Origin of the sequence: Amycolatopsis sp. WAC 04182 (assembly GCF_003947465.1) — a bacterium.
GTDB lineage: Bacteria > Actinomycetota > Actinomycetes > Mycobacteriales > Pseudonocardiaceae > Amycolatopsis.
The window spans coordinates 1,239,840-1,259,724 of sequence record NZ_QHJJ01000003.1 but is presented as its reverse complement, the minus strand read 5'-3'; the positions used below and the strand labels follow the sequence as shown (position 1 = coordinate 1,259,724).

The 19,885-nt window shown below is 70.3% G+C and carries 17 protein-coding genes; 6 read left to right on the top strand and 11 right to left on the bottom strand.

Annotated elements, in window-relative coordinates:
- The first annotated feature begins 164 nt into the window (after positions 1-164).
- From DMH01_RS19535 to DMH01_RS19525, 3 genes are all read left to right on the top strand, one after another.
- Positions 165-1,172, top strand: a complete 1,008-nt coding sequence (locus DMH01_RS19535) for a hydroxyacid dehydrogenase (RefSeq protein ID WP_125678642.1) — start codon at positions 165-167, stop codon at positions 1,170-1,172.
- A complete protein-coding gene (locus tag DMH01_RS19530) occupies positions 1,169-1,819 on the top strand; it encodes an alpha/beta fold hydrolase (protein WP_233621596.1) in 651 nt (216 codons plus the stop codon). Before DMH01_RS19535 ends, DMH01_RS19530 begins: the two co-directional genes overlap by 4 nt.
- A gap of 98 nt (positions 1,820-1,917) precedes the next feature.
- A complete protein-coding gene (locus DMH01_RS19525) occupies positions 1,918-2,874 on the top strand; it encodes a hypothetical protein (protein WP_233621595.1) in 957 nt (318 codons plus the stop codon).
- Between the two features lie 292 nt (positions 2,875-3,166).
- On the opposite strand, the gene DMH01_RS19520 is transcribed toward DMH01_RS19525, so the two are convergent.
- Complete coding sequence (locus DMH01_RS19520; protein WP_125678640.1) at positions 3,167-4,258, bottom strand: aldo/keto reductase; 1,092 nt, start codon at positions 4,256-4,258, stop codon at positions 3,167-3,169.
- A 12-nt stretch (positions 4,259-4,270) separates the two neighbouring features.
- Positions 4,271-4,735: a DUF6130 family protein gene (locus tag DMH01_RS19515; protein WP_233621594.1), complete on the bottom strand. Its 465-nt coding sequence runs from the start codon at positions 4,733-4,735 to the stop codon at positions 4,271-4,273.
- Positions 4,736-4,880: 145 nt separating this feature from the next.
- On the opposite strand from DMH01_RS19515, the gene DMH01_RS19510 reads away from it, so the two are divergent.
- Entirely contained in the window at positions 4,881-5,117 is a 237-nt protein-coding gene (locus DMH01_RS19510; RefSeq protein ID WP_125678639.1) for a hypothetical protein, read from the top strand.
- 6 nt (positions 5,118-5,123) lie between these two features.
- Here the strand turns inward: DMH01_RS19510 and DMH01_RS19505 are convergent, their stop codons facing one another.
- From DMH01_RS19505 to DMH01_RS19490, 4 genes are all read right to left on the bottom strand, one after another.
- Complete coding sequence (locus DMH01_RS19505; protein ID WP_125678638.1) at positions 5,124-6,122, bottom strand: LysR family transcriptional regulator; 999 nt, start codon at positions 6,120-6,122, stop codon at positions 5,124-5,126.
- The gene (locus DMH01_RS19500) at positions 6,119-6,745 is read right to left on the bottom strand and encodes a sigma-70 family RNA polymerase sigma factor (RefSeq protein WP_233621593.1); all 627 of its coding nucleotides are present in this window, start codon (positions 6,743-6,745) and stop codon (positions 6,119-6,121) included. Before DMH01_RS19500 ends, DMH01_RS19505 begins: the two co-directional genes overlap by 4 nt.
- Positions 6,730-8,076 carry an alpha-lytic protease prodomain-containing protein gene (locus DMH01_RS19495; protein ID WP_125678637.1) on the bottom strand — a complete coding sequence of 449 codons (1,347 nt, stop codon included), beginning with the start codon at positions 8,074-8,076 and terminating at the stop codon, positions 6,730-6,732. Before DMH01_RS19495 ends, DMH01_RS19500 begins: the two co-directional genes overlap by 16 nt.
- Before the next feature lie 352 nt (positions 8,077-8,428).
- Positions 8,429-10,006 carry a tannase/feruloyl esterase family alpha/beta hydrolase gene (locus tag DMH01_RS19490; protein ID WP_125678636.1) on the bottom strand — a complete coding sequence of 526 codons (1,578 nt, stop codon included), beginning with the start codon at positions 10,004-10,006 and terminating at the stop codon, positions 8,429-8,431.
- Between the two features lie 135 nt (positions 10,007-10,141).
- Between DMH01_RS19490 and DMH01_RS19485 the strand changes: the two genes are divergently transcribed.
- Positions 10,142-12,844, top strand: coding sequence for a LuxR family transcriptional regulator (locus tag DMH01_RS19485; RefSeq protein WP_125678635.1), 2,703 nt, complete (start codon positions 10,142-10,144; stop codon positions 12,842-12,844).
- A 29-nt stretch (positions 12,845-12,873) separates the two neighbouring features.
- Here DMH01_RS19485 and DMH01_RS19480 read toward each other — a convergent pair whose 3' ends face one another.
- Complete coding sequence (locus DMH01_RS19480; protein ID WP_125678634.1) at positions 12,874-13,305, bottom strand: organic hydroperoxide resistance protein; 432 nt, start codon at positions 13,303-13,305, stop codon at positions 12,874-12,876.
- Between the two features lie 138 nt (positions 13,306-13,443).
- Between DMH01_RS19480 and DMH01_RS19475 the strand changes: the two genes are divergently transcribed.
- Entirely contained in the window at positions 13,444-15,009 is a 1,566-nt protein-coding gene (locus tag DMH01_RS19475) for a BTAD domain-containing putative transcriptional regulator (protein WP_125678633.1), read from the top strand.
- Here DMH01_RS19475 and DMH01_RS19470 read toward each other — a convergent pair whose 3' ends face one another.
- The 4 genes from DMH01_RS19470 to DMH01_RS19455 are packed head-to-tail and all read right to left on the bottom strand — an operon-like array spanning position 15,010 to position 19,850.
- Positions 15,010-16,608: a glycoside hydrolase family 13 protein gene (locus tag DMH01_RS19470; protein WP_199745540.1), complete on the bottom strand. Its 1,599-nt coding sequence runs from the start codon at positions 16,606-16,608 to the stop codon at positions 15,010-15,012.
- Between the two features lie 50 nt (positions 16,609-16,658).
- Positions 16,659-17,528, bottom strand: coding sequence for a carbohydrate ABC transporter permease (locus DMH01_RS19465; RefSeq protein WP_125678632.1), 870 nt, complete (start codon positions 17,526-17,528; stop codon positions 16,659-16,661).
- Positions 17,525-18,499 (bottom strand): carbohydrate ABC transporter permease, encoded by a 975-nt coding sequence (locus DMH01_RS19460; protein ID WP_125678631.1) that lies wholly within the window; start codon positions 18,497-18,499, stop codon positions 17,525-17,527. Before DMH01_RS19460 ends, DMH01_RS19465 begins: the two co-directional genes overlap by 4 nt.
- Positions 18,477-19,850: an ABC transporter substrate-binding protein gene (locus tag DMH01_RS19455; RefSeq protein ID WP_125678630.1), complete on the bottom strand. Its 1,374-nt coding sequence runs from the start codon at positions 19,848-19,850 to the stop codon at positions 18,477-18,479. Before DMH01_RS19455 ends, DMH01_RS19460 begins: the two co-directional genes overlap by 23 nt.
- Positions 19,851-19,885: the final 35 nt, after the last annotated feature.

Here is a 19,885-nt window from a genome sequence, read left to right as displayed (position 1 = left end):
GTGGACCACGCTGTCTACCTCGGAGGGGACGGTAAGCGCTTTCCCGGTCTCCGGTCAATGGTCCGATCATTACGAATTCCAATCGCCCGTGTTTGCCTTTGCGCGGGACTCGCCGCGCGTGGACCGGGGTAAGCATCCGATGTATGGTCGCCGCGGAGGTAGGAATGACCGAGCTGCGACACCGGCCGACGGCACTTCTCGTGATGGAGGAACGCCGCCGCGACGACGTTTATCCCGAGACGGTGCTGAAGGAGATCGAAACGCTGGTGGACCTGCGTGAGCCGCTCACCCGTGAGCGGCTGGCGGAGGACCCGGCGGCACTGGAAGGCGTCGAGATCCTGCTGTCCGGCTGGGGTGCCCCGGTACTGGACTCCGTCCTCTTGGGACACGCGCGGGACCTGCGGGCCGTGCTCGTCGCCGCCGGCTCGGTCCGGCCGCTGACCACGCCCGAGTTCTGGGCGCGCGAGCTGCCGATCGTGTCGGCCGCGGCCGCGAACGCCGTGCCGGTCGCCGAGTTCACCCTCGCCCAGGTCCTCTTAGGACTCAAGCAGGTGCACCGGATCTCCCGGGAGATCCGGGAGCGCCGGGCCTATCCGCCGGACCCGAGGGTCGCGGGTGCCTACCGGTCGCGGGTCGGCCTGCTCGGCCTCGGCGAGATCGGCGCTCTCGTCGCGTCCCATTTGCGCGGTTTCGACGTGGACGTGCTCGCCAGCGACCCCGTCGTCGACCCGGCGACGGCGGAAAGTCTCGGCGTGCGGCTGGTGGGCCTGGACGAACTGTTCGCCACGTGTCCCGTGGTCAGCCTGCACGCGCCGCTGCTCCCGGAGACCGAAGGGCTGGTCGACGGGGAACTGGTGGCCAGGATGGGCATCGGCGCGACCTTGATCAATACCGCCCGTGGCGCCGTCGTCGACGAGCCGTCGGTCGTCCCCGTGCTGCGCGAGCGTCCCGATATCACGGCGATCCTCGACGTCACCTGGCCCGAACCGCCCGAGCCGGACTCGCCGCTGTACACGTTGCCGAACGTGGTGCTCACCCCGCACCTGGCGGGCGCGCTGGGCGCCGAACGCGCCCGGATGGGCGAGCTGGTGGCTGCTGAGCTGCGGCGGTTCGTGCTCGGGGAGCCGCTCCAGCACGCCGTCGCGCCGGACCGGGCACACTTGCGGGCGTGACGCTCGCCGTTCGGGAGACGGGGCCGGGGGCCGGTGTGCCCGTGGTCCTGCTGCACGCCTTGGGCAGCGGATCGGGTACTTGGGCCGATTTCGGCGCCCGGCTGGCCGGCCGTCGTGTGCTGGCCGTCGATCTGCCGGGACACGGCGACAGCGCCCACGCCGAGAGGTATTCGCTCGCGGCGATGGCCGACGGAGTGGCCGATCTGCTGGGCGAGCGGGCGGATCTGGTCGGCCATTCGCTGGGCGGCCGGGTCGCCGTGTTGCTCGCCCAGCGCCTACCGGGACGCGTCCGGCGGCTGGTCGTCGAGGACACTCCGCCGCCACCTCTGGAGTCCTTGGAGCCGTTGGCTCCCGCGCAGGAGCCGCCCGAGCCGTTACCGTTCGACTGGCGGCTGATCGACCCGATCATGGCCGAACTCCGCACGCCTGATCCGGCCTGGTGGGATCGGCTCGCCGCGATCACCGCGCCGACCCTGTTGGTCAGCGGCGGGCCGTCCAGTCATGTCACCCGGCAGTCGCTGGAGCGGATGTGCGGTCTGATCCCGGACTGCCGCCTGGTGACCATCGAGGACGCGGGGCATCGGGTGCATCGCACCAGGCCGGAGGAGTTCGCGGCGGTGGCGGGGGAGTTCCTCGGGCCGGCGTAATCTGAGTGTCCTGGCTTGGGGGAGGACCGGTGGCCGTGTTCACCTGTGCGGGGTGTGCCGCTGACCTGACCGTGCCGGTTTGCCGGGTCGCTCTCCCGGTGCATGCCCATAGCCGCGCTGGACACGTCCTGCTTCCGCCGCTCATGCGGGCGGGAACTCATGCCATCGATCCCGAGCCGTTCGGCCCGCCTTGGCGGCCGTGGGACGAGGCCGAAGCCGAAGCCCGTGGGCTGTTCGCTCCCGTCGCCTCGCTTTCGTGCGGGCTCGCCGGGACGATCGTGGTCGCCCCGGGGGACACCCGGGGAACCGTGCTGATCCCGGAGAAGTGCGACGGCGACTGCTACGGAGTCGACGGTCGCGACGGTCCCAATCTCGCCTGCGCCCGTTGTGGACTGGAGGTGGGGACCCGGATCGACGACTGCTCACTCTGGCAGGCCGTGCGGCTCCTTCCGGATGCCGTGCGATGCGAGGAAACTCCTGAAATCTTCGATGAGACCGTCGAAGGTGTGCCGCCGGTCGGGCCCGAGGGCGCATGGAGTCTGTATTGGGAGGCGGCGATCGCCGAGGCGCTGGCGCATCTGCTCGCGGTTTCCGGCGGCAGGGCGATCGCCCTCGAGGACGGCCTTGTCGCCGAGGTGTTCGGCCCCGCGCTCGCCCTGTTGCTTCCTCCCGGACCGCCGCGCCGGAACCTGGCGCTCGCCGGCCCCGGATTGCCGGAAACCGACGACATCGCGCTCGTGCCACGGCATCCGGTGACCGGACGGTCGTGGCCGCACTCCGGCGCGGCCGACGTGGTGCCGGTCGCCGCCGAGGTGTGGACGTGGCTGGCTTTCGGCCACGACCCGGTGACGGTCCCGGTCTCCGGGGTGATGCCGACGGGCGTCCTGCGAGACGATCCGCTGCCGAAGCGCCCGCGTAACCGTTTTCGTCCCACTCCGGATGTATTCCTGTATACCTTGGCGCGGCTTCCGGCCGTTCGGCAGCCGTGGCTGCGGGCGATCTACGACCGGGTGAGCGCAGCCCCATGGGCCGGTCTCGCGGAGCTGACTGTATAACGATCTATACTGTCTGCCTGTGGTTTGCCGGCAGTCGGCGACAGACTCGGTGGGGGTCGTCGCCGCTAAACGGCGACGAGCCGGAAGTGTCGAGGAGGCGTGGGGTCGGGACGCGCCGGGGACCAGCCGTGGGTCGTCGCCGCGAATCGGCGACGACCCACGGACGGCGGCGAGATCGGCCGGCTTCGCGACATGGTCACCGGCGTCCGTCGCCACACGCCGGCAACGCCGAGCGGCCCCACGACCCATTGCCGCGAAACGGCAACAGACCCAGGCCACACCAGCGGTCAGATCACCAGTTCCGCACCGCGGGCGCGTATCCCGCCGGCTTGTCCCCGACCTTCACCCCGGGGCTGATCACCCAGTTCTGGTACGCGGGCGTGAACATCCGGTACACCGATTCCGGCGGCACGGCGCCGGCCTCGTCGAGGAGTGCCCGCAGGTCCGGCGGCAGGGTGAAGTCCAGCGCGGCCATGCTCTTGCCCAGCTGGTCCGCGCTGCTCGCCCCGACGATCGCGGCCGCGACGCCCGGCTGGGTCGCGACCCAGTTGATCGCGACCTGGGCCATCGTGACGCCGAGTTCGTCCGCGACCTTCTCCAGCGGTTTCAGCAGTGCCCAGTCGCGGTCGGTCCACGACTTCCCGGCGTTCCCCGGGTCGCTCAGCCTGCCGTCGCCGGAGGTGGTCTCGCCGGTCTGGCGGTACTTGCCGGTGAGGAATCCGCCCGCCAGCGGGCTCCACGCGGTGATGCCGAGTCCGAGGTGCCGGCCCATCGGCACGTGTTCGGTCTCGATCGTCCGTTCCACGAGCGAGTAGGGCAGCTGGAGGTTGACGGCCGGGGTGAGCGCGTTCGCCTCGGCGAAGCTCTGCGCCCGGGCGGCGTACCAGGCAGGTACGTCGGAGAGCCCGGCGTAGCGGATCTTTCCCGCGCGCACCAGGTCGTCGAACGTGCGCATCACCTCTTCCACCGGGGTGACGCGGTCCCAGGTGTGCAACAGGAAGAGGTCGACGTGGTCGGTGCCCAGCCGTCGCAACGACGCTTCCAGCGCCCGGATCAGATGCTTGCGGCCGTTGCCGCCCGCGTTCGGGTCGCCGGGGTCGACGCTGTTGGTGTACTTGGTGGTGAGCACGACGCGGTCGCGCACCTTCGCTTCGGCGATGAGACGGCCGAGGATGGTCTCGCTTTCACCCGCGGTGTAGAAGTCCGCGGTGTCGATGAAGTTCCCGCCCGCCTCCAGGTACTTGCGGAAGATCGGGCGGACCTCGTCCTCGGACTTCCCGTACGCGGCGTGGAAACCGCCGGTGCCGAAGTTCATCGTTCCGAGTGCGATCCGGCTGACGCGCAGTCCGGAACGGCCGAGCAGATAGTACTGGTCCAGTGTCATGAAAACGTCTCCTCAGTGGTGTCCGGCGTGGGCGGGAACGACGAAGTTCACCGTCTTCTGGTCGAGGATCTTGTGCGTCGGGTCGGCGAGACCGATCCACACCTTGTGCGGTCCCGCGGGCAGTGACTGGATGATCAGCGGTTCCCCGCTGCCGTCCGCCCAGTGCCACGCCGCGTCGTCGACGGTCACGTGGAGATGGCCGATCCGGGGCGAGACGTCCAGGGCGGCGGGGCCGTACACCGGGACGATCCGGAGGTTTTCCGCCCGATAGCGCAGCACGACCAGGCCCATCGCCAGCTGTTCGGGCAACGGCTCGTCCACGACCAGCGACGGCGGCGGCTGGGACGGCAGAGGCGCCACGGGAGCGGGCGACCAGCCGGCGGGGGGAGCGGTCACCGGGGGAGCGGGCGCGGGGGCAGCGCAGGCGGCGGTGAGCAGAACGGCGGCGACGAGGGCGGTTTTTCCCAGTGCGGGCATGCGTTCACGCTAGGACGGCCGAAGGGGCCGCGGCGCCCGTCGGACGACGTCATCGGTGTAAGTCACCGTGACACTTTCCGGTGATCGCCAGGTGAACCGGCCGGATCCGGGGAACTCGGGGGCATCGACGGAAAGGGAGGACACGATGAAGACTCGAATCGCCGCACTGGCGGCCGCGGTCACGTTCTTGGGCGCCGTCACCGCCTCGCCCGCCATGGCGGATCCGGTGCCCGGCAGCCCGAATCAATTCTACGCGTCGTGCGCGGTCGATCTGCTGGGCGTGCCGGTGGGCTGCCTCGAGACCGACGAAGCGCACGCGACGCATATCTGTCAGTACGTGCTCACGGCTTTCGGTCTCGGACTCGACTGCATCCAGCGCTGAATCCGGTCAGGTGCCGAGCCAGCCGGGGTTGGCCGCCGCCCATTCGGGAAGCCGATGCCGGATCGCGCCGGGCTCGGTGATCGCGTGCATCAGTCCACTTCGGACAGCGGGGACGTCGACGGACGAGCCGTCCCGCCACAGCAGGAGATGCCGCGTCCGCAGCGGTACACCCCGCAGCGCGACCACCGAGTCCGGGATCGTGCCCGAGTCGAGGGAGCGGGCAGGCACCACCGCGCGGGGTTCGCGCCGGACGGTCTGCCGCAACACCGTCGGCTCCAGCTTCCGCACGGTGATCGCGCCGAGGCCGGCGCGGGCGCACTGGTCGGCCAGGTGCTCGGGGAACTCGTCGTCCTCGCCCGACGGAACCAGCCAGACCGAGCCGCCGAGCTCGGACAGGGACACTTCGCCGCGTCCTGCGGCGGGATGGTCCGGCGATACGACCACGAAGACCGGCTCCGTGCCGACGGGAAGCAGGTGGACACCGTCGGGCGGAACGATCTCCTGCCCGGGGTGATCCACGTACAGCGCCAATTCCACGGTGCCGTCGAGGAGCGCCGAGAACAGCGCCGTCCGGCTGGTCACCGTGAGCAGTTCGACCGGACGGTCGGGGGTCGCCGCGGCGACCACGCCGCTCAGTGTCTCGGCGAAGACGGTCGGAAGCGCGCCGATCCGGAGCAGTCCCTCGGAAGGCGCGCTGTGGAACCGGCGGATCGCCCGTTCGAGGTCGTCCGCCGCGGCCAGTACCCGGCGCGCGTGGTTCAGCAGCACCTCGCCGAGCGCGGTGGGCCGCACGCCGTGCCGGTCGCGTTCGAACACCGTCCGTTCCAGTGCCCGCTCGACGCGGTGGAGTTGCGCGCTCAACGCGGGCTGGGAGAGCCCGAGCGCGGTCGCGGCCTTCGCGATGCTGCCCGCCGACGCGATGGCGTCGAGGAGGCGCAGATGCCGGACGTCGATCTCCACCGGCCAGGTGTGGCCGTCCCCGGGACCGATCAGGGGGCTGATCACAGGTCGTCCTCGCTGATGATCGTGCGGAGTTTGTGCAGGGCGCGATGCTGGGCGACCCGGACCAGTCCGGGGCTCACCCGCAGGACCGCGCCTGCCTCGGGCGCCGTCATGCCGACCGTGATCCGCAGCCGGAGGATTTCCGGCTGGATACCGGGCAGGGTGCTCATCAGCCGCGTCAACCGGTCGTGGCCGTCGGCGGCGAGTGCCTGCCGTTCCGGTTCGTTGGGTTCGGGTGTCGCGTGTTCGGGCGGATCGGGTGTGGGCTCCGACCTGTCCTTTGCCCGCCGCCGGAAAGCGGCGGCGACTTTCCTGGCGGCGATCCCGAGCACGGCGGTGAGGAAGGAACCGCCGGTGGTCCGCGCGGTGGGCAACGCGGTGAGCACGGCGAGACAGGTCTCCTGCGCGACGTCGTCCGCGTCCGTTCCGTCCACCCGGCTCCGGCAGTAGTCCGCGACCACCGGCTGGACGATGGTCATCAACTCGTTCGTCGCCGCGGGGTCGCCGCGGCGGGCGCGGGGGACGAGGGATTCGAGATCCGCCGTCAGCGCGCCGTCGTCAGGGGGAGGAGCCGCCCCCGGCGAGGTGAGGTCGCCGGGGGCGGTCCAGGTCAGGCGAGTTCCCAAAGCGCGGGCACGTTCGGCGGTTCCCAGCCGGGCATGGAGGTGTGCGGCTGGATGACCCGGTAGTTGCTGCCGCCGTAGCTGGCGGTCGCGCCGGAGCCGTAGTACGTGTACGGCGCCCAGGTGCCGCCCGGCGGGTTCGACGTCGTCGGGCTGGTCGGGGTGGTGGGCGTGGTCGGCGTCGTGGTGGTGCTGGACGGCGGGTTGCCGCTGACCGTCAGACGCAGGTTGTAGACGCTCAGGATCTCCGAGACCGGCTGGAAGTAGATGGTGCCGCCGGAGGTGCAGTTGCCGGAGCCACCGGAGGTGACGCCCTGCGCCTGGTCGCCGGTGAGCCACGAACCGCCGGAGTCGCCGGGCTCGGCGCAGGCGTTGGTCCGGGTCAGGCCGGTGATGGTGCCCTCGGGGTAGGTGACCGAGGTGTTCTTCTGCAGGATGGTGCCGCAGCGCCAGCCGGTGGTGGAGCCGGAGCGGCACACCGAGGAGTTGACCGGGGCCTCGGTCGAACCGGCGACCGGCACGGTGCCGGGGTAGCGGTTCACCAGCGGGCGCGGGGTGTTGCCCGCGTCGGCGCGGACCCAGGCGTAGTCGTTGCCGGGGAAGCTGGAGCCGGCGACGGTCCCGCTCGGGTTCGAGGTGCGGGTGCCGGTGGTGCCGCAGTGCCCGGCGGTCACGAAGCCGCCGTCGACCGCGAAACCGATGGAGCAGCGGCCCGAGCCGAAGGTGTAGGCGTTGCCGCCGATGATGTCGATCAGCGCGCGCGGCTGTTCGGCGCTGGCCTCGACTCGGACCAGGTCGGACGGCACACCGGCCTCGGCGGCCCACGCCTTCGCGGCGCCTTCGCCACCGGCATTGGCGAGGACGACGATCGAGTTGGTGGTGACGTCGGTGAACCAGCCCGGCACGGTCTTCGGTGCCTTGGCGGACTTGGCGTCGAGCCGGAGTTTCGCCGCGTCGAGATCCGCGGCACTGCGGGCGACCGTCTTCGGGGTGGCGCCCGCGGCACGGACCAGGTCGCCCACGGCGGCGTCGGTGACCGCGACGGTCAGCGTGGTCCCGGAGCCGTCGAGCCAAGATCCGGCGTACGACATGCCGAGCTGCTTCTTCAGCGTGTTGTCGGCGACCGCGGCGCGCTGTTCGCTCGCGAGCCGGAGTTTGGCCTGCTCCGGGCTGATCTTCAGGTCGCGGGCCATCGCGGCCAGCATTTCGGACTGGACCTGGTCACCGGTGGTGGCCTGCTGACCGGCGCTCGCGTTGGGGGTGAGGGCGATGGCCGTGACCAGGCCTGCCCCGGCTATGGCCGCGGCTGTGGCGGCTAAGATCTTTCTGTTCATTTCAACGCTTTCCTCGAAACGGGCGGGGGAGGGGGATTCGTCCCCGACCGTACGAGGCGGATCACGCAACTGGTACATACCATTTGGGTCATATCGCCCGGCCGGAACGCGGGGTGATATGGCGGTGATCCGTGCGGATCCGGGTGGCGTTTTCGTTGCGGTGCAACGGTTCAGCCGCTACCGGGAGAAATGTGGCACCGGTGCTCGAGGTGCTTCGACCCGGTGTCCACTGTCGTCAATACCGTACTTTTGAGGGGTCTGGCAAAGGGAACGCCGGAACTTCTCACAGTGTGGGGAAGTGCCCGTCGTGCCGGAGGGGGCGACGGCACGACGGGCACTGGTGTGCGGGGCCTCAGCGGCCGGCGCAGCGATAGCTCGTGGCCACCGCGGGATCACCATGGCCGCGGTAGCGCGAGACCTGCGGATACGGGCAGAGATCGCGGGTGACGGTCTTGTCGGCGTTCGCCGCGGGCAGGGTCGACGGCGCCTTGCCGTGTTCGACCCAGTCGACGAGCGCGCCCAGCGCGTTCGTCGGTGCGGCACCCGCGCCGCCGGAGCAGTGCGCGACACCCGGCGCGAGGAACAGCCGGTAGAAGTCGTTGACCCGCTTCGGGCCGCCCATCTCGCGCTCGACCTCGTGGCGGTACCGCAGCGTGCCGCCCGGCGGGATCAGCTGGTCGTCGGTGCCGACGAAGGTGATCAGCTTGCCGCCCGCCCGGCGGAACGCCGACAGATCGGGGTCCGAGGTCCCGATGACGTCGTCGTACTCCCGCACCGACTGGCGGAACAGGTCGGCGAACTGGCGATAGGTGAGCGTTTCGGTGTCGAATTCGGGCTGCTTCTTCAGGAACGTCCGCACCCAGCCGGTGGCCACCGGGAACCCGGGAGCGGTCGTCACCGGGCCGAAGTCGGCACCCTGGGGGAGGCCTGCCCAAAGCCGTCGTCCGCGCTCGTCGGACGGCCCGGCCCAGATCTTGCGGACGACTTCGGCGTCCGCCGCAGTGACGGTGACCTCCCTGCCGTTGCAGAGCACCTTCGTGCCGATCAGCGATCTGGGGTCATAACCGCATTCGTCCGGCCGGTCCACGATGCCGTTGGTGACGCCGTCGCGGCCGTCGCAGGCCTTGATCGCCGCCTGCTGGAAGGCGGTGAAGACGCAGGGCGCCGGGAAGGTCTTCTCCTGGTTCATCACGACCCGCGGCCAGAGGGTCGCGACCGCGAACTCCGCCCAGTGCACGGCGGGCGCGTTCGCGAGGACGCCGTCGAAGTCTCCCGGGTACCGCTGCGCTTCGGAGTAGCCCTGACGGCCTCCCGTCGAGCAGCCGTTCCAGTACGAGTAGGCGACTTCCCGCTGGTAGAACTTCCGCGTCACGTCCTTTCCGACGAGGGCCGCTTCGTGCACGGAACGGGTCGCGAAGTTCGTCACCAGCGGCTTGTCGATCTCGCCCTGGGGAGTGAGCGCCCACGAAGTGTCGAGGAACGTCAGCGGGACACCGGCGTCGGTCGTCACGCCGCTGTAGCCGTCCTTGACGGCCTGGACCAGCGGGGCACCGAAGTCACCGGCGGTGTAGGCGCTGCCGCCGACCGCCTGGAGCCTGCCAGTCCACCCGGTCCGGGGCAGCGCGACGGCGACCTTGACGTGGTCGCCCGCCGTGCCGTGGGTCAGCGTGACGGTGATTTCGCAGTACGCGGGCACGTCCGTGATCGCGGCGGGGGCCGAGAACGGGGTGGGCGGGAACGTGACGGTCCCGCCGGGCTTCTGTTCGGCCCGGACGGACTGGATACGCGCGCCTTCGGGCGCCGAAACGGGGACCGCCGCGCACGCCGTCGCCGTCGCTTCGGCGGGCGCCGTCTGCGTGACCGAGGTCAGCACCAGCGGCAGCAGGGCGGCCAGCGGTGCCGCCGCCAGGAACAACTTCTTGCGTCTCATCACTTTCCCGAAGCTAGGCCGACCGTGTCGACACGCCGTCTACATCCTGTGGACGCCGCCGGGGAGTCCTAACCGGACGGTTTGGGTATCGTCGGACGGGCGGCCGCCCACGGCCGACGGGAGGAATGCCGCACCATGCCGCTTTTCGGACGGGAAGCCGAGCTGAAGGACCTGGCCGAGCTCGTCGACGGGCCGGCCGCGGGCTGCGGCGGTGTCCTCGTCCAGGGCGAGCCGGGCGTCGGCAAGTCCGCTGTAGTGGCGGAGGCGGTGGCCGCCGCGACGGTCGGGGGCCTGCGGGTGGTGCGCACGACCGGCGTCGAGGCCGAACGGAACTTCGCGTACGCCGCCCTGCACCAGCTGCTCCATCCGAACCGGGCGGGTGCGGACAGCCTGCCCGCGCCGCAGCGGTCCGCGCTCTGGGCGGCGCTGGGGCTCGCCGAAGGGGCGGAGCCCAACCCGTATCTGGTCGGGCTCGCCGCGTTGACACTGCTGTCGGACGAGGCGGCGGCCAAGCCATTGCTGATCGTCGCCGAGGATGTCCACTGGATGGACCGCGAGAGCGCCGACGCGCTCGCGTTCGTCGCCAGGCGGATCGAGACGGAGCCGATCGTGCTGATCGCGACCGTCCGGGACGGGGAGCCGTCGCCGCTGCGCGACGCGGGACTGTCCTCAATGGACCTGGAGCGCCTTCCCGGCGACGTGGCCGCCGAGTTGCTCGACTCCGTCGCCCCCGGGCTCTCCTCGCCGGTCCGGGCACGGGTGCTCGCCGAGGCCGCCGGGAATCCGCTGGCCCTGACCGAGTTGCCGTCGGCCGTGACCGAAGTGCCCGAGCCCGTGCTGCCGCTGACCGAACGGCTCGAGCGGACGTTCGGCGCCCGGTTCACCACGCTGCCGGAGCCGGCCCGGACGACGTTGCTGGTCGCCGCGCTCAACGAGACGTGCTCGCTCGCCGAGACCCTCGCGGCGGCGGGCGCGTTGCTGGGCGAGGACATCGAGCCGTCGGCGCTGGCGCCGGCCGCCGATGCCCGGTTGATCGACCTCGAAGCCCGTGCGGTCTCGTTCCGGCATCCGTTGATGCGTTCGGCGATCCCGGCTTCGGCGCCGTTCGAGGAGCGGCGCCGCGCGCATCTGAGCCTTGCCGACGTCTTCCGCGGGCAGCCGGATCGGAGCGCCTGGCATCGGGCGGCCGCCGCGACCGGCGCCGACGAGGACGTGGCCCGGGAACTGGAGCACGCCGCCGATCGCGCCCGGCACCGAGGCGGAGCGACGGCCGCCGTCGCCGCGCTGGAGCAAGCGGCGCTGCTGAGCGCCGACCCGGAACGGCGGGCGGACCGGTTGCTGCGCGCGGCCGAGCTGGCCGTCGATTCCGGCGGCCGCGAGACGGCGGAACGGCTCGTCCGGGACGCCCGCGCGGGAGATCTCACGCCACGGCAGGGAGCGACGGCGAGCTGGCTGCTCAGCGGGTTCGAGGACGGCGTCCGCGAAGACCTGTCGCGGATCGCGGAACTGGCGCGGCTGGCCGAATCGGTCGCGGAGGACGGGCAGCCGGATCCGGCGATGCGCGTCCTGTGGGGTGCCGCCATGCGCTGTTTCTGGGCCGAACCCGGCGAGGAGACGCGGCGAACGCTGCTGGCCGTCGCGGACCGCCTCCCGGTCGAGAACTCGGACCCGCGCCTGGTCGCCGTCGCCGCCTACGTGGCGCCGTTCGACCGGGCCGGATCCGTGCTCGGCGAGCTGCGTGGACTGGCCGCCGCCACCGGTGCCGACCCCGAGGTCGACCGGTTTCTCGGCAGCGCGTCGCTGCAGGTCGGCGCGGTCGATCTGGCGGCCCGGTTCTCGGCGGCCGCGGCGCCGGGGCTGCGGGCACAAGGCAGGCTCGGCCTGCTGCCGCGAGCGCTGGCGGTCCAGGCGTGGAGCCGGGTCCGGCTCGGTGACCTCGCCGCGGCCGTGCCCATTGCGGCGGAAGCGGCCAAATTCGCCAAGGAGACCGGGCAACCGTTCATGTACGGCCTCGCCACCGCGGTACAGGCCGAGATCGCCGCGCTGCGGGGTGACCACAAACAGGCCAAGGCGCTGGCCGACGAGGCGGAGCGGACCGCGCTCGCCGCCGGCGCCCGTCCGGTGCTGGCGACCGTGCAGCTGGCCAGGGGGATCACCGCGTCGAGCGAAGGCCGTTTCGACGACGCGTTCGCCGATCTGCGGCGCCTGTTCGACCCCGCCGATCCCGCCTTCCAGCAGGCGCTGCGCGTCTATTTCGTCGCGGAACTCACCGAGGTCGCGGTCCGGGCGGGGCAGGTCGAGGCCCTGCGCGAGATCGTCGCGGAGATGGAACGGCTCGCGCTGAAGACGCCGTCGCCCGCGTTGCACATCGGCTTGCGCTTCGCCCGCGCCGTGCTCGAACCGAGCGACGAACTGTTCGAGACCGCACTCCGGGCGGAGCTGGACGGCTGGCCCGCCGAACGCGGGCGGCTGCACCTGGCCTACGGCGAATGGCTACGGCGGCAGCGGCGCGTCGTGGACTCGCGGGCGCATCTGCGCACCGCGCGGGAGACGTTCGACGCGCTCGGCATGACCGCGTGGGCCGAACGCGCGCGCCGTGAACTGCGGAGCGCGGGGGAGTCCAGCCCCCACCGCGGCCCCGACGCGCGGGAGAAGCTCACCCCGCACGAGCTGAGCATCGTGCAGCTGGCCGCGGAGGGCCTGACGAACCGGGAGATCGGGCAGCGGCTCTACCTGTCACACCGGACGGTCGGCACGCACCTGCACCGGATCTTCCCCAAGCTCGGGGTGAAGTCCCGGGCCGAGCTGAAAGATGTCGTGAATGATCTGGGCCGTTAGAACGGCCCGAATCACTCACGACATCTCTGCTACGCGACCGTCGCGTCCAACGTGACCTCGATGTTCCCCCGCGTCGCCTTGGAGTACGGGCACACCTGGTGCGCGCCCTGGACCAGCTCGTCGGCGGTGGCCTGGTCGATTCCGGTGGCCTCCAGGTGCAGCACCGCGCTCAGGTGGAACTCGCCCGCTTCGGTGTCGTGGTGCAGCGTCACCTCGGCGACGACGGCGAGGTCGTCGAGCTTGACCTTCTTGACGCCCGCGACGCGGCGGACAGCGCCGACGAAGCACGACGCCCAGCCAGCGGCGAACAGCTGCTCGGGGTTCGTGCCGTCGCCGGAGCCGCCGAAGGCCTTGGGGACGGCGAGGCCGACGTCGAGCACGCCGTCGTCGGAGGTCGCCCGGCCGCCGTTGCGGCCTTCCGCGGTCGAAGTGGCGACGGCGGTGTACGTGGTTTCAGACATGCCGCAACCGTAGGAATCCCGCCCTGACGGCGGCGACCGTCGGACGACGTCATCCCTGTACGTCATGGGTGGACGACGTACGCCGATGACGTCGTCCGACGCTCGCGGCCGTCGCGCGGGCTCGCCTACTTTCCGCTCATGTCCAGCCTGCCGCAGGAAGTCCGGTATCGCTTCACCGTGCTCGGCCCGCCCGGTTTCACCAGCGGCGGCACCCGCCTGGACCTCGGCTCGCCGCAGCAGCAGGCGGTCTTGATGCTGCTGCTGGCCAACGCGGGCAGTTTCGTCCGGACCGCCGAGCTGATCGACGGGCTCTGGGGCGAGCGGGCGCCGGCCACCGGCGAGGCTGTCATCCGTACTTACATCTCCCGTCTCCGGCGGCTGCTTTCCTTGCAGGGCTTGGGTTCGGCGATCGTCTCGCGGTCCGGCGGCTACCGGCTGGATCCGGATCGCTTCGAGGTGGACGCCGTCGAATTCGCCGGGCTGATCGAGAGCGCGCGTCAGGCGCACAACGTGGATACGGCGGCGAAGCTGCTGGAACGCGCACTCGGTCTCTGGACCGGAACGGCGCTGGCCGGCGTCCCCGGCGAAGCGGCCGAACAGGAGCGCTCGCGCCTTGAGCGACTGAAACTGACGGCCACCCAGGAACTGCTCCGGCTGCGCCTCGAACTCGGGGAACACGACGAGGTGATGGCCGAAGTACCCGTGCTGATCGAGCGGAACCGCCTCGAGGAACCGCTGTACGAGATCTATCTCCTCGCCCTGCATCGCGGCGGGCGCCGGGCCGAGGCGCTCGAACTCTACCGCTCGATCCACGAGCTGTTCGACGAAGAACTCGGGGTCCGGCCGGGGCCGAAACTGCGGGCGCTGCACGAGAAGGTGCTTCGCGCCGAGGACGATCCGGCGCCCCGGCTCCGTGACTCGGCCCCGTTGTTCATCGGTCGCGAGCGCGAACGCGCGGAATTCCGGCGGCTGCTCGCGAAAGATCCGGCCGACGGTGTCGAGGTCCTGTTCGTCACCGGACCGCCCGGCATCGGGAAGTCGACCCTGCTGCGGAAGTTCGCCGACGACGCGGCCGTCATGGGCAAGCCGGTGCGGTTGTTCGACGGGCTCGACGATCCGGCGGCTGTCCTGTGCCGCCTGCCCGACGACGCCACGGTCGTGATCGCGAGCCGGACGGGGCCGGAAGCCACCTTGCTGGTCGATCCGGCGTGGTCCGGGAGGATCCGGATCCGGAAGCTCGAAGCGTTGAGCGAGAACGAATCCGTGGCGCTGCTCGAAGCACGCGGTGTCGACCCGGCGTTAGGTGGGTCCATTGTGGACTTCGCGGCGGGAAACCCGTTCGCGCTCTCGTTGGCCGCCGAGGTCGGCAGGTCACCGCGGCCCGATGCGGCGCGCTACGTGGTGGACGCCGTTTACGCGCATCTGGCCGGTGACCCGCCGACGGAAGCACATCGGTGGGCGTTGTACGTGTGCGCGCAAGCTGATCACACCACCGAAGACCTCCTCCGGTCCGTGCTGCCGGGAGGGCGGTCTTCGGAGCTGTTCGACTGGCTCCGCGACCACCCCTGCGTCGAGACCGACACCGACGGCCTCGTCCTCGGCGGTGTGCTCCGCGAGGTGCTCGACAGGCACCTCCGGTGGCGTGACCCGGCAGGCCGCGCACGGATGCGCGGCCGGATCAGCCGGGTCACGACCGGCCGTTGATCAGGTGCGCAGCCACACCGCCGTGTCCGTGGGGAGTTCACCCTCGACGGGGCCACTGGCCATGAGCACTTCGCGGTGCGGCGGCAGTGCCACCGGCTGGTCCGAGAAGTTCAGCACGAAGGTGAAACCCGGCTCCCGGGTGAAGGCGAGCACGCCGTCGCCCAGTGCCAGCCACTCCAGATCGCCGGGGCCGAGCGCGGGAAGTTCGCTCCGCAGGCGCAGACCGGCGCGGTAGAGCCGGAGCATCGACGCCGGATCGGCCGCCTGCGCCTCCGCGGTACTGGAGCGCCATTCCTCGGGCTGGGGCAGCCACGTCCCACCGGCGCCGAAACCGAACGGCGGCGCGTCACCGGACCAGGGGAGCGGGACCCGGCAGCCGTCCCGGCCGGGATCGGCGCCGTTCGTCCGGGTCCACACCGGATCCTGGCGCAGTCCGTCCGGGATGTCCTCGATCTCCCACAGGCCGAGTTCCTCCCCTTGGTAGACGTACAGACCACCGGGTAGCGCCATGGTCAGCAACGCCGCCGCCCGCGCCCGCCGGGTCCCGAGTTCGCGGTCCACCGGAGTCCCGTGCAGCCGGTCGGCGAACGCGAAACCGGTGTCGCCCGCACGGCCGTACCGGGTCACGTGCCGGGTGACGTCGTGGTTCGACAGCACCCAGGCCGCGGGCGCGCCGACCTCCTCGTGCGCCGCCAGTGTCCGCTCGATGACGTCCCGGAACCGCGTGGAATCCCACGGGCACACCAGGAAATCGAAGTTGAACGCCGCGTGCAGTTCGTCGCGGCGGAGGTACCGCGCGGCCCGCGACATGTCCGGCAGCCACATCTCGCCGACCATCACCCGGTCGCCCGGGTAGCTGTCGGCGATCTTGCGCCACGACCGGTAGATCTCGTGCAGCCCCTCCTGATCGGAGAACGGCGTCTCGTCGCCGGGGTCGACGTCGGGCAGCCGCGGGTCCTTCACCAGCCCGTCGGCGACGTCGATGCGGAACCCGTCGACCCCGCGGTCGAACCAGAACCGCAGCACGTCCTCGAAATCTGCGCGGATGTCCTGGTTGTCCCAGTTGAAATCCGGCTGGCGCGAGCTGTACAGATGCAGGTACCACTCGCCGTCCGGGACCCGGGTCCACGCGGAGCCGCCGAAGCGCGACTGCCAGTTGTTCGGCGGCTCGGAGCCGTCCGGCCCGCGACCCGGCCGGAACCAGAAGCGTTGCCGCTCCGGTGATCCCGGCGCCGCCGCGAGTGCGTCGGAGAACCAGCGGTGCTCGTCGGAGCAGTGGTTCGGGACGATGTCGATGATCACGCGGATCCCCTTGGCGTGGGCCGCGGCGATCAGGTCCTCCGCTTCGGCGAGCGTGCCGAAGAGCGGGTCGATCTCCCGGAAGTCGGCGACGTCGTAGCCGCCGTCGTCCATCGGCGACGGATACCACGGGGTGAACCAGATCGCGTCGATCCCCAGTTCGGCCAGGTAGTCCAGCCGTGCGCGGACCCCGGCGAGATCGCCGACGCCGTCGCCGTTCCCATCGGCGAAACTGCGGATGTAGACCTGGTAGATCGCCGCGCTCCGCCACCATCCGGCGGACTGCCCCAATGCGGTCACGGAAGTGCCCTCCTCAGTCGTTCGTGGATACCCCGAATGCGGCGAAGAATTCAGCCTTTGACACTGCCGGCGGTGAGCCCGGCGAGAATATGCCGCTGGAACGCCAGGAACAGCGCCACCATCGGCAGACTGGCCAGCACCATGCCCGCGACCAGCACGTTCAGCGGCATGTCGATGGCCACCCGCTGCAGCATCACCGACAGCGTCTGCTTCTCGGTGTCCGGGAACACCAGCAGCGGCCAGATGAAGTCCTTCCACGCGGCCACCACCGCGAGGATCGAGACCACGGCCAGGATCGGCCGGGAGATCGGCAGGATGATGCGCCACAGCGTGCGCACCGGCCCGGCGCCGTCGAGCCGCGCGGCCTCGATCAGCTCGTCCGGGATCTGGTCGAAGAACCGTTTCAGCAGGTAGATGTTGAACGCGTTCGCGGCGGCGGGCAGCCAGACCGCGGCCGGCGAGTTGATCAGGTTGATGTCCAGCAGCGGCAGATCGGTGATCGTCACGTAGGTGGGGACCAGCAGCGCCGCCGCCGGGAGCATCAACGTCACGAGCATCAGCCCGAGCACGACGTTGCCGAACTTCGGCCGCAGCTTCGACAACGCGAACGCCGCGGGAACGTCGATGGCCAGCTGGGCCAGCCAGGCGCCGCCCGCGACGATGACGGTGTTGACGAAGTACTTGCCGAGGCTCAGCTGGTCCCACGCGTCGGCGAAGGTCTCCGGATGCCACTCGTTCGGGACGAATGTCGCCGGCGTCTGCGCCAGCTCCTGCGGTGACTTCATCGCGCCGGTCACCGCCCAGTACAGCGGGAACAGGAACGCGATGACGAACAGGAGCAGCGTGCAGCCGAAGATCACGGCGTACCCGATCTTGCCGCCCGGGCTTCGGAGCGTGCTGGGGGAGACGAGCGTTCTCATGACTGATCCGCCTTCCGGGTCAGGCGCACGTACAACGCGGAGAACACACCGAGCGCGACGAACAGCAGCAGGCTCAACGCGCTGGCCGAGCCGAAGTCGTTGTAGACGAAGGCGTAGCGGTACAGCAGCAGGAGCACGGTGACGGTCGAGTCGTCCGGCCCGCCGCCGGTCATCACGTACGGCTCGGTGAACACTTGCATGGTCGCGACGACCTGCAGCAACAGCAGCACCAGCAACACGAACCGGGTCTGCGGCAGCGTGACATGGATCAGGCGTTTCCACAGCCCGGCGCCGTCCAGCTCGGCGGCTTCGTAGAGCTCACCGGGGATGGTGCCGAGCGCGGCGAGGTAGATCAGCGTGGTGCTGCCCATGTTCGCCCACGTCGACACGAACACCAGCGACAACATCGATGTGTCGCTCGAGTCGAGCCACTGGCCGCCGGGCAGGCCCACGGCGCCGAGCGCGGAGTTGAACAGACCGGCACCCGGGTCGTAGAACCACTTCCACATCAGGGCGGTGACCACCGGCGGCAGCATCACCGGCAGGTAGACCGCGAGCCGGAAGAACGCCTTGGCGTGCCGCAGTTCGTTGAGCAGCACCGCGGTCACGAACGGCACCACGAACCCGAAGACCAGGGCGAGCACGGTGAACAACAGCGTGTTGCGCCAGGCGATGCCGAACAGCGGGTCTTCGAACAGCCGGGTGAAGTTGTCGAAGCCGACCCACGCCGGCGGGTTGACGAAGTCCACCTGCTGGAAGCTCAGCAGGACCCCGCGCACGATCGGATACCAGGAGAACAGCGCGAACACCACGAGCGCGGCGCACAACAGGCCGTACGCGGTGAGATTCTCCTTGAGCTTGCGGCGCAACCGGTTCCGGCGGCGTTCGGCGGCCGAAGCGACCGGGCGACCGGCCCGCGACGACGGTGTCGCGGGCCAGTCGAGGACGCTACTTGACCTGGGCGAGGACACTGTTGACCTTCGACACGGCCGACGACAGCTGCTGATCGACATTCGCGTTCCGATCGGTGAGCACCGCCTGCATCACACTGTCGAGAACGGCGTAGACCTGCTGCGCGTTCGGCGGTTCGATACTGCCCTTGATCCGCGAGCTGGAGTCCACATAGGACTGATAGTTCTCGGCGGGAACGTTGGCGTGCTTGGCCTTGATCGCGAGCTGCTGGTCGCGGACGGCGCCCAGCCAGACGTCCGGGGTCGGTTCGGCGGGCAGCCCCACCGGCTGTTTGCCGTCGACGTACTGCTGGACGTGCTTCTCGAAACGCTCCGGGTTGAGGTACTTCCAGCGGACCCATTCCAGGCCTGCCTTGATCTTCTCGGGCGAGGCCTTGGGGTTGATCATGTAGCCCTCGCCGCCGAGCAGCGTGCCTTGCCCGCCCGGCATCCCGGCGACGCCGTAGTCCTCGTACTTGCCGTTGAACTGCTTGACCAGTACCGGGACGTTGTCCGGGGCGGCCATGTACATGCCGAGCTGGCCCGCGCCCATCATACGCTGGACGTCCTGTGCTTCGAGGAGTTGCTTGCTGCCCATGGTGTCGTCTTCCCACCGCATGGCGCGCAACTGGTTCAGGGCGGCCTTGGCCTTGTCGTTGTCGAACGCGGCGACCCATTTGTCGCCGTCCTTGCGGGCGACCTCGCTGCCCATCGAGTAGAGCCAGGCGGTCAGATGCCAGCCGCCCTGGTTGTTCTTGCTGTAGTCGGCGTATCCGACCGTGCCGTTGCCCAGCGCGGCGATCTTCTTCGCGGCTTCGCGGACCTCGTCCCAGGTCTGCGGCGGTTTGTTCGGGTCCAGCCCGGCCTTCTGGAACAGCGGGCGGCTGTAGACCAGGCCCATGCTGTAGTTCATCGTCGGCAGGCCGTAGAGCTTGCCGTCGGCGTCCCGGAAGTTGTCCAGCAATTCCGGTTTGATGTCGCCGAAGTTCTTCAGGCCCTTGGCCGCCTCGGTGATGTCCGCGGCCTGGCGGCGCGCGATGATCTGCGCCGGGTCGGTGAAGTAGACGTAGTAGACGTCTTCGAGCTGGCCGCCGGCGAGCTTGGCGGAGAACGTCTTCGGATCCATGAACCCTTCGTGGGGCTCGATGTCGATGTCCGGGTGGGACTCCTCGAACTCCTTGACGTCGGCGTCGAACACGCCACGCTCGAACGGCTGACTGGTCGGGGGCTGGCCGGTCACGGTGATCTTGACCTTGCCCCCGGTGCCTTCACCGGAACCGGAACCGCAGGCGGCCACCCCCAGGGTGAGTCCACCCGCGAGGAGCAGGCAGAACATCCGGCGGCGCACGGTGGGGGACCAAGTGCTGCTCATCTTCAAGCCTCATCTCGGGATCGCGACGGCTGTCA